This is a genomic window from Pedobacter gandavensis (assembly GCF_014172405.1).
In the GTDB taxonomy this organism is placed as follows: Bacteria; Bacteroidota; Bacteroidia; order Sphingobacteriales; family Sphingobacteriaceae; genus Pedobacter; species Pedobacter gandavensis.
In genome coordinates this window covers 136,728-149,126 of the sequence record NZ_WNXC01000003.1, presented here as the reverse complement: position 1 = coordinate 149,126, position 12,399 = coordinate 136,728, and the positions used below count along the sequence as shown (strand labels likewise).

Here is a 12,399-nt window from a genome sequence, read left to right as displayed (position 1 = left end):
ATTACCGCCTTTCTGTGTAAAAATTCGCCAAGTCAATTACAGGAAGAATGGAAATTTCCGTATTTTTGATCAATCATATTGATTTCTAAAAAGACGATTTTCTAATTACCTAGCTATGTATTTGATTTTTGATACCGAAACGACGGGATTGCCACGCAATTGGAATGCGCCCATTACCGATACGGATAATTGGCCCAGATGTATTCAAATTGCATGGCAGTTACATGATGCGCTTGGAAATCTGATCGAACATCAGGATTATTTGGTCAAGCCTGAAGGCTTCAACATACCTTATGATGCAGAGCGAATTCACGGTATTTCTACTGAATTAGCGGATGAGCAAGGTATTTCTTTGGCAGAGGTATTAGAGAAATTTAATCTTGCGCTATCAAAGTCTAAATTTGTTGTCGGACAAAATGTAGGTTTTGATGTCAACATTATGGGCTGTGAGTTTCACCGTTTAGGGGTAGAAAGTCCGATGGCCACGATGCCTGTCCTGGATACATGTACTGAGGTGACTGCCGAGTTATTGCGCATTCCCGGAGGTCGTGGAGGCAAGTTTAAGCTGCCAACACTTACAGAATTACACCAATACCTTTTTGGTACTCCTTTTTCTGAAGCTCACAATGCCACTGCAGATGTGGAAGCAACCACGCGTTGCTTTTTGCAACTGATCAAAATGGAGGTGTTTTCGCTGGAGCAATTACAAGCGGATGCCAACTATATCCCATCCTTTAACGCTAGAAATCCTGGGACAATAGAAAGGATTGGTTTAAACCATGTAAACCTAAAATCAGCTTCTGAGGAAATCAGAAAACGCCTGCAAAAAACCGAAGCTCCGAAAGTATCTAAAAAGACTCTGGAAGAGAACAAGCAGGAGTTGGCCAATGTCGCATTTGCTCATTTACACAACCATACGCAGTTTTCTGTACTTCAATCCACCATCAATATTCCCTCTTTAATTAAAGCTACAGCAGCACATAAAATGCCGGCAGTAGCGATGACCGATCATGCGAATATGATGGGTGCTTTTCATTTTGTGGCGCAGATTCTGAACCATAATAAAGGAGTAGAAGCTAGAAACAAAGAAGCCATTGAAAAAGGAGAAACACCTGATGAAGTGATCATAAAACCTATTGTAGGCTGTGAATTCTTTGTATGTGACGATCATTTAGATAAAAAAAGAAAAGACGACGGCTACCAGGTGGTATTACTGGCGAAGAACAAACAGGGCTACCACAACCTGGCAAAAATGTCTTCTATCGCTTATACGAAAGGATTTTATTATATCCCCCGCATCGATAAAGCAGTTATTGAACAGTATAAAGATGATATTATCGTGTTATCAGGTAATTTATACGGTGAGATTTCCAGCAAATTGTTGAATCTGGGTGAGAAACAAGCCGAAGAAGCATTACTATGGTGGAAATCACAATTTGGCGAAGATTTCTACATTGAAGTGATGCGTCATAGTCAGGAAGATGAAGATATTGTCAATGTTTCTTTAGTTGCTTTGGCTAAAAAACATGATGTAAAGGTAATCGCCACCAACAATACCTATTATATTAATAAAAAGGATGCCAATGCCCACGATATTTTATTGTGTGTAAAAGACGGCGAAAAACAAGCTACACCTATCGGGCGTGGTAGAGGATACCGTTTTGGTTTACCAAATCAGGAGTATTATTTCAAAACTCCTGAAGAAATGAAAAACCTTTTTGCCGATTTACCAGAGGCAATTATCAACATACAGGAAATTGTAGATAAGATTGAAATCTACAAACTTGCCCGAGAAGTCCTTTTACCTAAGTTCGATATTTCTGAAGAGTTCCTGGTCAAAGAAGACGAAGAAGACGGGGGGAAAAGAGGGGAAAATAAATATTTACGCCACCTGACCTATGAAGGGGCTAAAAAACGTTATGGAATCATCACGGATGATATTGCCGAACGTCTGGACTTCGAATTACAAACAATTGAGAAAACCGGGTATCCGGGATACTTTTTGATTGTTCAGGATTTTATTGCCAAGGCAAGGGAATTGGATGTGTCTGTAGGTCCGGGAAGGGGATCTGCTGCTGGTTCAGCAGTAGCTTATTGTTTGTGGATTACCAACATTGACCCGATTAAATACGATTTGCTATTTGAGCGTTTCCTGAATCCTGACCGTGTTTCCATGCCCGATATTGACATCGATTTTGATGATGAGGGACGTGGAAGGGTAATGGACTACGTAATTAATAAATACGGAGCCAACCAAGTGGCACAGATCATCACCTACGGTACGATGGCGGCCAAATCTTCTGTGAAGGATACTGCAAGGGTATTGGATTTGCCACTTTATGAGGCAGAGAAAATTGCCAAGTTGATTCCCAATATGAAGCTGGCTAAAATATTTACACTGGATGAAAAGACCCTTAGAGGGGCGCTTCGAGCAGATGAATATGAAAAAGTAGTAGAATTAAAGTCTTTAGCAGGGGCCAATGATCTGGGTGCAAAAACACTGGAACAAGCGCAAATCCTGGAAGGTTCTTTAAGAAATACAGGGATTCATGCTTGTGGGGTAATCATTACACCAAGTGACATCACGAACTTTGTGCCGGTGGCTACAGCCAAAGATTCAGATCTATATGTAACCCAATTTGACAACTCCGTAGTAGAAAGCGCGGGCTTGCTGAAAATGGACTTTTTAGGGTTAAAAACATTGACCCTGATTAAGGATACTGTGAAGCTGGTAAAATTCAGACATAAGATCGATCTTGATCCGGATAGTTTCCCGATTGATGATGCGAAGACTTATGAGCTGTTCCAGCGTGGAGAAACTATCGGAATCTTCCAGTACGAGTCTAACGGGATGCAGAAGTACATGAAGGAACTAAAACCCACCGTTTTCGGGGATTTAATTGCCATGAACGCACTTTATCGTCCAGGACCTCTGGAATATATTCCAAGCTTTGTGCGCAGGAAAAACGGTGAGGAAGAGATTAAATACGACCTTGACGCCTGTGAAGAATATTTAAAAGAAACCTACGGAATTACGGTGTACCAAGAGCAGGTGATGCTACTTTCCCAGAAACTTGCCGGATTTACCAAAGGTGAGGCCGACGTATTACGTAAGGCAATGGGTAAGAAACAAAAGGATGTATTGGATAAAATGAAACCTAAATTTGTGGCTCAGGCAGCAGAGAAAGGACATGATCCAACTGTGCTGGAGAAGATCTGGAAAGATTGGGAAGCATTTGCCTCTTACGCTTTCAACAAATCTCACTCTACCTGTTATGCCTGGATTGCTTATCAAACGGCATATTTAAAAGCACATTACCCGGCAGAATATATGGCTGCGGTACTTTCCAATAACATGAGTGACATCAAGCAGGTGGCTTTCTTTATGGAAGAATGCAAACAGATGGGTGTTTCTGTATTGGGACCAGATGTGAACGAGTCGGGCACTAAATTCTCCGTAAATACCAGCGGACAAGTACGTTTTGGCTTGTCGGGGATTAAAGGTGTAGGAGAGAAAGCGGTAGAAAGTATCATCATAGACCGAAATGAAAGTGGTCAATATAAGAGCGTTTACGACTTTGCCAAACGTTCCAATACCCGTACGGTAAATAAGAAAGCCTACGAAAGTTTTGTCTATAGTGGGGCTTTTGATGGTTTTGGCTATCATAGAGCGCAATATTTCTTTGTTGGCATTAACGACAAGATGAACGGTATAGAGAAGATGATTAAGTTTGCGAATGATTTCCAGAACAATGAATCTTCCGCGCAATCTTCCTTATTTGGTGGATCTTCTTCGGATATGGTTTATGAACCTAGCTTACCGGTGTCTCCGGAATGGAGTCTGATCGACAGGTTGAAATTTGAGAAAGATGCCATCGGGATCTTCTTGAGTGGTCATCCGCTCGATAACTACAAGCTGGAACTAAAAGAATTTTGTCAACATAAGGTTAGACATCTTTCTGTAGTCAATAAAATCAGAACTGGTGATTCTACTGAGGAGGTTCTGGCAGAGTTTGAAGGCATCAAAAATAAAGAACTTGTAGTAGGGGGATTGGTAGTGATTTCTGCGCAAAGGATGACTAAAACCGGAAAACCTTTTGGAACAATCGTTTTTGAAGATTATGAGGATACCTGTGAACTCGCGCTATTTGGTGATGATTTCATCAAATTTAAGCAATTCCTTACCGATGGATATTTCTTGCAGATACGAGGTAGAGTAGGGGAGCGATTCCGGAAAGAAGGTGATTGGGAATTTAAGATTACTTCTATCCATCTATTGTCCGAATTGCGTGATAAATTGGCCAAGAGTGTAACCATACAGGTGCCCATTGATAAGATTACAGATGATTTTATGTTGAAAATCAATGCCATTTTGGAAGAGAATAAAGCAAGTACCGATCATCAGAACTGTCAACTGTTATTTGATGTTTACGATAGAGAGCAAAACGTGAATGTTAAGTTGCCTTCTAAATCATTGAAGATTAATCCTAATAATGACTTTTTGGAGCAGTTAACAGCTTTGAATGTAAATCCTAAGTTGAACTAATGTCATTTTGGCATTGTCAGGGTGATGGCATTACAATTGATTATATCTTTGCATAGAGTTTGAATTTAAAGAGTAGATTTGCCGATTCAAACAAATACACGATACAATAAAAAAACTAATTAAATAAAAATAAGAATTATGGCTTTGGAAATTACAGATGCAAACTTCGAGGAAGTTGTATTAAAATCAGATAAACCCGTTTTGGTTGATTTTTGGGCAGAGTGGTGTGGTCCATGTCGCATGGTAGGACCAGTAGTAGACGAGATCTCAAAAGAATACGAAGGAAAAGCGATCGTAGGTAAAGTTAATGTGGACAACAACCCTCAGATTTCTACTCAATTCGGTATCCGCAACATTCCAGCGTTATTGTTCTTCAAAAACGGTGAAGTAGTAGATAAACAAGTTGGTGCTGTTCCAAAATCAGTATTGGCACAAAAATTAGATGCACAGTTGTAATCAACTCAACATATACTAGTTAAAAAAGCGTTCATAGATTTATGAACGCTTTTTTTATATTTACCCTATGGAGTATCCAATCGATGAGCAAGCACCTCTTTTTAATGGCAATCTCGAATTATTAGCCAAACAAGTTGTGGAAGGCTTCATAACCGGCCTTCATAAAAGTCCATTCCACGGTTTTTCTGTGGAGTTTGCCGAGCATCGACTGTATAACGTAGGTGATAGCGTAAAGAATATCGACTGGAAGCTTTTTGCAAAAACAGATAAGCTCTTTAGCAAACGTTTTGAAGAAGAAACCAATCTTAGGTGTCAGTTTATTGTGGATGTTTCTTCCTCTATGTATTTCCCCTCAGGAGAATACAACAAACTTAATTTTTCTGTGCAAGCGACTGCGGCTTTGATTTATTTATTGAAAAGACAAAGGGATGCTTTCGGCCTCAGCCTATTTTCCGACCATTTGTTGTTAAATACACCTGCCAAATCGACAACTACACACCAGAAATACTTGTTTAGTCACTTGGAGCAAGCCCTAAATACTACAGCTATGAATGTGCAGACTAAGGTCGCACAAGCGCTACATCAGGTGGCAGAGCTCATCCATAAGCGCTCATTGGTGGTTATTTTTAGTGATATGTTGAACAGTGATCAAGGAGATGAGCATCTGGAAACCTTGTTCTCGGCGCTTCAACACCTGAAATTCAACAAACATGAAGTGGTGATTTTTAATGTAACGGATAAGTCAAGGGAAGTAGATTTCGACTTCGAAAACCGTCCTTATGAATTTATAGATATGGAAACGGGGGCTACCATTAAAGCACATTCGGCAAACCTGAAAGCAGATTATTTAGCCAAAATGAGTAAATACAGACAGGCCATCCAGTTGAAATGCAGCCAATACAAAATCGACATGATCGATGCCGATATCGCTGCTGGATTTCAACCTATTTTGGAGGCCTATCTGATCAAAAGACAAAAAATGAGTTAAGCGAAACCAACTACTGCAGTTACATTTCTTAGAATTACCTCGCAGGCATATTCAATTTCCGCTTCCGTAATAATTAATGGTGGAGCTACACGCATAGAATTGCTGCAGTGAAGGAACCAGTCGCTGATGATACCATCTGCAATACAAGCATCAATGATTTTTTTATTGATCTCAAAACTTTCAAATTCAATGGCCATCATCAAACCTTGTCCACGTACCTCTTTGATAGCTGGGTGAATCAATAGTTTTTTAAATAACGCTCCTTTTTCTGTAACACCATCCACAATATTCTCGTTCTGGATCGTCTGTAGCGTCGCTAAACCTGCTGCACAGCTTACCGGATGACCACCAAACGTAGTTATGTGTCCTAGGATAGGATTCGTTGCCAAAGATCTCATGATCTCTGTAGAGCTGATAAATGCACCAATTGGCATACCACCTCCAATACCTTTTGCTAATAAAAGTATATCCGGACTAATCCCAAAATGTTCAAAACCAAACATCTTTCCAGTACGTCCGAAGCCACATTGAATTTCATCCAATACCAATAAGGTTCCTGTGGCGGTACATTTGGCTCTTAAAGCCTCAAAATAATGCTGGTCGGCAATTCTGATTCCTGCTTCGCCTTGTACTGTTTCCATAAATACAGCCGCAGTGCGGTCTGTAATCAAATCCAGATCTGGTAAAACATTATAATTGATAAAACTGATATCTGGAAGGAGTGGTCTGTAGGCTTGTTTAAATTCTTCGTTGCCCATTAGGCTTAAAGCGCCTTGCGTACTGCCATGGTAAGAATTATAGCAGGCAATGATTTCAGAACGACCGGTAAATCTTTTGGCCAGTTTCATCGCTCCTTCAACGGCTTCTGCGCCGGAATTAACGAAATATGTGCAGTTTAAATGACTTGGAAGTACATCTGCTAAGGCTTTAGCAAAGTTCACCTGTGGACTCTGCACAAACTCTCCATAAACCATAATGTGCATGTAGTTTTCCACTTGTTCCTTTACCGCATTGACTACGGCAGGGTGGCAATGGCCAACATTACTAACCCCAATACCGGCAATTAAATCCAGGTGTTTTTTGCCTGTAGTATCATAAAGATACATACCGCTGGCTTTAGTAAATTCTAAAAGAAGTGGCTCTAGTGTAGTCTGGGCGTTATGTTGAAGGAATAATTGACGTTGTGTTAGCATACACAAAAATACAAATTAATTCCGCTCAGGCCTCCCATTTTTGTATCTCGATAAGAGTTCCCGTTTAAAAGTCTCCTGAGCACGGTAATATTTTCCAACCGTTTTGATCGGTAAGCTTGATTTCAGTTTATAATAATACTTTTTCTCAATTGCCAGATCCCTTTGTTTAAAATTCAGCTCATTCACAATCAGGCTCTGTACTTCGGTGTCTGATAAATTGTCGATTTCTGTAATCTTTCTGAAGCTGATCATATTTTGAGCTCTTTCCTTACGTAAAGCAGATTGTTCTTTTTGGAACTCATTATAAATTGGCCAAAAAATCTTTGCCTCATCTTCAGAAAGATCTAGTTTTTGGGTTAAATAGCTAATCCTTAGTGCTTCAATTTCAGCAGACCTTTCTCCCGTTTTTTGTGCGGAAGCAAGAAAAGGTAACATAAAAAGAAGGGCGACAACAACTATATTTTTCATCGGGGTAGTTTTTTATTTTTTAAGCAGCAATCAACAATTCATGAATTATAAATCCGAGGCAATATCATTTTGGCTATAGTTGCTGAGGATATAGTTTTCTAAATCCGCCTCTGGTACAGAAGGATGTTCCTGGCTCAGACTATTTGCTTGAATGTGATCTATAATGGTATTTTCGTCAATATCAAAAAGCATTTGTTCGGTTGCTGCATCGGCAGAAAGCATGGGTGGATGATTGTTATTTTGATAAAAATACACGCCCAATCCACTGATCAGGACGAAACAGGCTGCGGAAGCATACTTTAGCGCCTTGGAATGCCATAAACGAATGGTTTTTGCGACCTTTTCATTTGTAGTCTTTGCTGCAATCTTTTGTTGTAATTGCTGGAAATAATCCTGAGGTACAGTATAGCCAACTACTTCTGCCTGTATCTTGGTAGAAAGTGAATCGAAGTAACCTTCAGGGGTTTTAAATCCTGATGTTGGGCTGTCCGTTTTCAGGCCATCTAAAAATATGGCTTCATGAATATCGGATGGTAACCCTTCAAAATAACCTTCTGGAATAGAAAAAGGATGTTTCACGCTTAGCCCGGCCAGGTGGGGGGCCTCGTTCATCCATTCGCTATTTTCTAAATCATTTTTCATTGCTATATATTGATAGATTTCAGGGCAAAAGGTTTAAAAGGTAATGTCTTCATTTAGCATAAAAGTTTCAACTTTCTTCACAGCGATATGAAAAGAGGCTTTTAAGGCTCCTACACTGGTACCTGTGATTTCCGAAATCTCCTCGTATTTAAGGTCATCGAAATACTTCATGTTAAAAATCAGACGTTGTTTTTCAGGTAAAGTGAGCAATGCCTGTTGTAATTTCATCTGAATTTTATCCCCATTGAAATAAGAAGAAGCAACCAGACTTTCGGCAAGCTCTTCAGAAACATCATCCAATGGCGTATTGTTGCGTTGTTTCTTTTTATTCAGAAAAGTAATAGATTCATTAGTGGCGATGCGATAGATCCAGGTATACAGCTTAGAATCGCTGCGGAACTTCTCCAGGTTTTTCCAGACTTTCACGAAAACTTCCTGAACCAGGTCGTCTGTATCATCATGGTCAATCACCAATCGGCGGATGTGCCAATAGATCTTTTGCTGGTATTTTTGAAGAAGCAGGTTAAAGGCTTCATTGCGAGTCTCCTTGTTGGAGAATTTCTCTAAAATTTCTGAATCTTCAACCTGCTTCATTTATAATATTTAATCTGTTAGCGTTGGACAGATATACTAAACGCCTTTAAGGCTTATTTATTGGCTCTTTTCATTACTTTTTGAACAGCTTCAACGATATTAATCGTATCCAAACCGTACTTTGTCATCAATTGATCAGGAGTACCGCTTTCACCGAAGCTATCATTTACAGCAACAAATTCTTGAGGTGAAGGAAGTTCTGTAGACAATAATCTCGCTACACTTTCTCCAAGACCACCAAATTTATTGTGTTCTTCACAAGTTACCACACAACCTGTTTTCTTCAACGATTTTAAAATCGCCGCTTCATCTAAAGGTTTAATGGTATGAATATTGATGATTTCTGCATCAATTCCCATTTCTGCCAGTTGCTCACCAGCTTCAATTGCTTTCCAAACCATGTGTCCGGTAGCTACGATAGTAACATCAGTACCTTCGTTCACCATCCAGGCTTTACCAATTTCAAATTTCTGATCAGGATCGGTAAATACAGGAATTACTGGTCTGCCGAAACGTAGGTAAACAGGGCCTTCATATTCTGCGATGGCAATGGTTGCTGCTTTAGTTTGGTTATAATCACAGGTATTGATGACAGTCATGCCTGGAAGCATTTTCATCAAACCGATATCTTCTAAAATCTGGTGTGTTGCACCATCTTCACCTAGTGTTAAACCAGCATGTGAAGCACAGATTTTTACGTTTTTATTCGAATAAGCAACAGACTGTCTGATCTGGTCATAAACCCTTCCTGTAGAGAAGTTAGCGAAAGTTCCTGTGAAAGGTACTTTTCCACCAATGGTTAAACCAGCAGCAATACCGATCATATTTGCTTCGGCAATACCAATCTGGAAAAAGCGCTCTGGAAATTCCTTAATAAAGGCATCCATTTTCAAAGAACCTACTAAATCCGCGCAAAGTGCAACCACTTCCGGGTTTTTCTGTCCTGCTTCAAGTAATCCTGCTCCAAAACCAGAACGGGTATCTTTCTTTTCAGTATATGTATACTTTTTCATGCTTAATAGTCTTTTAGGGTAGAAGGTAATTGTGCTAAGGCTGCGGCAAGTTGCTCATCATTTGGAGCAATACCATGCCATTTGTGTGATCCCATCATGAAATCTACACCATTACCCATGATGGTACTCATTAAGTTTAAGATCGGCTTACCTTTACCTGTTAAGGTTTTAGCGTAATGTAAAGCTTTAACAATATCAGCCATATCATTACCATTAGAAGTGATGACATGCCATCCGAAAGCCTCGAATTTAGCCTGTAAGCTTTCTAAGGAAAGTACTTTTTCTGTAGGACCATCAATTTGTTGTCCATTGTAATCAATGGAAGCAATTAAATTGTCTACCTTATTATGTGGTGCATACATGATGGCTTCCCAATTTTGGCCTTCTTGTAATTCTCCATCTCCAAGTAAAACATATACTAAAGAGTGATCTTTATTTAATTTCTTCGCTTGTGCAGCCCCAATTGCTACAGACATGCCTTGACCCAGAGATCCTGAAGCAATTCTGATACCTGGAAGGTGCTCATGCGTAGTTGGATGTCCTTGTAATCTTGAATTTAATTTTCTGAAAGTAGCCAATTCGCTCACTTCGAAGTATCCTGATCTTGCAAGGGCACTATAGAAAACTGGTGAAATATGTCCGTTAGAAAGGAAGAATAAATCTTCTCCTATTCCATCCATTTTAAAATCAGTAGTGTGGTTCATGACATCAAAATACAATGCAGTCATAAAGTCTGCACATCCTAATGATCCTCCGGGGTGGCCTGACTGGCAACCGTGCACCATTCTAACAATATCTCTTCTTACTTGAGAGGCGATATCTTCTAATTCATTGATTGTATGTTTCATTAATTGGGGTTGTTGATTAATATGACAAATGTAATTAAAAATACTTTGGACGTAACATCTTAAGCTAAAGTTCAGTAGAAAGGCATGAAATACAACTATTGGCTGCTTTTTGTTTTATTTTTTCTATCGAATTAGTAATATAAGCTTGAAATCCCGTAGAATTCTATATTTTTAGGAACTTTTATGTTCGATTTTGATAAAAATACTAACCAAACTTCAAAAAGTTGATAACAAAAAATACGCAAATTAAATCATGACAAACCAAACACAAAAATCAGTAATTTCTCCCATAGTAACCATTGGGGCTTTATTCTTCATTTTTGGCTTTGTAACCTGGGCCAATAGTACCTTAATTCCCTTTCTAAAAATAGCTTGCGGACTTAAAACAGACTTTGAAGCCTTTTTGGTGACCTTCGCATCTTATATCGCCTATTTCTTCCTGGCCCTTCCTTCCTCATGGATTTTAAAAAAATTGGGTTTTAAAAACGGAATTATTATCGGCTTACTGATCTTAGCATTTGGATCTTTAATCTTTATCCCTGCAGCGGACACGAGAAGCTTTGGATTGTTCTTAACAGGTATTTTTATCCAGGGAGCAGCCCTTTCTCTATTGCAAACCGCTTCTAACCCATACATCAGTATCATTGGCCCAATAGAAAGTGCAGCAAAACGCATGAGTATCATGGGACTGTGTAATAAATTTGCAGGAGTGATTGTACCCATCATCATGGGCTCTATTTTCCTTAAAAATGCAAGTGCCATCGAAACCAAAATCGCCGATGCAGCGACTACATTTGCAGAGCGTGAAGTTTTATTAGAAGAAGTATTGGGACGTGTTCATACACCTTATATCGTATTGGCGATTGTTTTTACACTATTTGCCATATTTATTAAATTTACTAACCTGCCGGAAGTTGATGTAGATAAAGAGGATGAAGTAATTGATGGTGGAGTAAAAGTAACTAAAACCTCTATCTTCCAATTCCCTCACTTGTTCCTTGGTGCATTCTGTATCTTTGTTTATGTAGCTGCAGAAGTAATGGCAGGTGATATCATCGGTGTATATGGAAAAGCATTAGGCATCAGCGCTGATATTGCCAAATACTTTACCACCCTTACTTTAGCGAGTATGTTGGTAGGTTATGTGGTTGGTATTATTGTGATCCCAAAATATATTACTCAGCAGTTTGCCTTAAAAATCTGCGCAATTTTAGGCGTAGCTTTCGTATGCGGTGCTTATTTAACGCATGGTTACACTTCCGTTATTTTCGTAGGCTTACTAGGACTGGCGAATTCATTAATGTGGCCTGCAATCTTCCCATTAGGGATCAAAGGGCTTGGTAAATTCACTAAAACCGGATCAGCCATTATGGTGATGGGTATCGCCGGTGGTGCAGTTTGGCCATTGATTTATGGTTATTTAAAAGATTATCTACACATGGATTTCCAATTGGCATTCTTTGTTAGCGTGCTACCTTGTTACTTATACATCTGGTATTTCGCCGTGTTGGGTCATAAAGTCCGTTCTAAAGGATAATGTAAATTTATAGCTGTTAAAACAGCATTTAAAAAAGGGAGAAGCGCAAGTTTTTCCCTTTTTTTGTTTAAAAGCTAAATTTCCTGAAACGAAGTCTGATTGTTCTTTATTGCG

The 12,399-nt window shown here is 39.3% G+C and carries 10 protein-coding genes; 4 read left to right on the top strand and 6 right to left on the bottom strand.

The window, feature by feature from the left end; all coding sequences use genetic code 11:
* Positions 1-115 precede the first annotated feature (115 nt).
* The 3 genes from dnaE (at position 116) to GM920_RS10790 (ending at position 5,990) form a co-directional block, all read left to right on the top strand.
* On the top strand, positions 116-4,546 hold the full coding sequence (gene dnaE, locus GM920_RS10800; protein WP_182956940.1) for a DNA polymerase III subunit alpha: 4,431 nt from the start codon (positions 116-118) through the stop codon (positions 4,544-4,546).
* Positions 4,547-4,684: 138 nt separating this feature from the next.
* Positions 4,685-5,002 carry a thioredoxin gene (trxA, locus tag GM920_RS10795; RefSeq protein WP_062550270.1) on the top strand — a complete coding sequence of 106 codons (318 nt, stop codon included), beginning with the start codon at positions 4,685-4,687 and terminating at the stop codon, positions 5,000-5,002.
* Between the two features lie 67 nt (positions 5,003-5,069).
* A complete protein-coding gene (locus tag GM920_RS10790) occupies positions 5,070-5,990 on the top strand; it encodes a DUF58 domain-containing protein (protein ID WP_182956937.1) in 921 nt (306 codons plus the stop codon).
* On the opposite strand, the gene GM920_RS10785 is transcribed toward GM920_RS10790, so the two are convergent.
* Genes GM920_RS10785 through GM920_RS10760 form a run of 6 tightly spaced genes read right to left on the bottom strand, consistent with a single transcriptional unit; the run spans position 5,987 to position 10,748 of the window.
* On the bottom strand, positions 5,987-7,183 hold the full coding sequence (locus tag GM920_RS10785; RefSeq protein ID WP_182956934.1) for an aspartate aminotransferase family protein: 1,197 nt from the start codon (positions 7,181-7,183) through the stop codon (positions 5,987-5,989). The genes GM920_RS10790 and GM920_RS10785 overlap by 4 nt on opposite strands.
* 15 nt (positions 7,184-7,198) lie before the next feature.
* On the bottom strand, positions 7,199-7,651 hold the full coding sequence (locus GM920_RS10780) for a hypothetical protein (protein WP_182956931.1): 453 nt from the start codon (positions 7,649-7,651) through the stop codon (positions 7,199-7,201).
* Positions 7,652-7,696: 45 nt separating this feature from the next.
* Positions 7,697-8,293 carry a hypothetical protein gene (locus GM920_RS10775; protein ID WP_182956929.1) on the bottom strand — a complete coding sequence of 199 codons (597 nt, stop codon included), beginning with the start codon at positions 8,291-8,293 and terminating at the stop codon, positions 7,697-7,699.
* 33 nt (positions 8,294-8,326) lie between these two features.
* Complete coding sequence (locus tag GM920_RS10770; protein WP_182956926.1) at positions 8,327-8,887, bottom strand: RNA polymerase sigma factor; 561 nt, start codon at positions 8,885-8,887, stop codon at positions 8,327-8,329.
* A gap of 53 nt (positions 8,888-8,940) precedes the next feature.
* Complete coding sequence (locus GM920_RS10765; protein ID WP_182956923.1) at positions 8,941-9,900, bottom strand: transketolase family protein; 960 nt, start codon at positions 9,898-9,900, stop codon at positions 8,941-8,943.
* Between the two features lie 2 nt (positions 9,901-9,902).
* Positions 9,903-10,748: a transketolase gene (locus tag GM920_RS10760; RefSeq protein WP_182956921.1), complete on the bottom strand. Its 846-nt coding sequence runs from the start codon at positions 10,746-10,748 to the stop codon at positions 9,903-9,905.
* Between the two features lie 253 nt (positions 10,749-11,001).
* Between GM920_RS10760 and GM920_RS10755 the strand changes: the two genes are divergently transcribed.
* A complete protein-coding gene (locus GM920_RS10755) occupies positions 11,002-12,285 on the top strand; it encodes a sugar MFS transporter (protein ID WP_182956918.1) in 1,284 nt (427 codons plus the stop codon).
* Positions 12,286-12,399 lie beyond the last annotated feature (114 nt).

What these genes read in the sequence shown, in the direction of transcription:
- dnaE (WP_182956940.1), top strand. Translation starts at nt 116, where the DNA reads ATGTATTTGATTTTTGATACCGAAACGACGGGATTGCCACGCAATTGG.
- GM920_RS10775 (WP_182956929.1), bottom strand. Translation starts at nt 8,293, where the DNA reads ATGAAAAATGATTTAGAAAATAGCGAATGGATGAACGAGGCCCCCCAC.
- trxA (WP_062550270.1), top strand. Translation starts at nt 4,685, where the DNA reads ATGGCTTTGGAAATTACAGATGCAAACTTCGAGGAAGTTGTATTAAAA.
- GM920_RS10765 (WP_182956923.1), bottom strand. Translation starts at nt 9,900, where the DNA reads ATGAAAAAGTATACATATACTGAAAAGAAAGATACCCGTTCTGGTTTT.
- GM920_RS10770 (WP_182956926.1), bottom strand. Translation starts at nt 8,887, where the DNA reads ATGAAGCAGGTTGAAGATTCAGAAATTTTAGAGAAATTCTCCAACAAG.
- GM920_RS10780 (WP_182956931.1), bottom strand. Translation starts at nt 7,651, where the DNA reads ATGAAAAATATAGTTGTTGTCGCCCTTCTTTTTATGTTACCTTTTCTT.
- GM920_RS10790 (WP_182956937.1), top strand. Translation starts at nt 5,070, where the DNA reads ATGGAGTATCCAATCGATGAGCAAGCACCTCTTTTTAATGGCAATCTC.
- GM920_RS10785 (WP_182956934.1), bottom strand. Translation starts at nt 7,183, where the DNA reads ATGCTAACACAACGTCAATTATTCCTTCAACATAACGCCCAGACTACA.
- GM920_RS10755 (WP_182956918.1), top strand. Translation starts at nt 11,002, where the DNA reads ATGACAAACCAAACACAAAAATCAGTAATTTCTCCCATAGTAACCATT.
- GM920_RS10760 (WP_182956921.1), bottom strand. Translation starts at nt 10,748, where the DNA reads ATGAAACATACAATCAATGAATTAGAAGATATCGCCTCTCAAGTAAGA.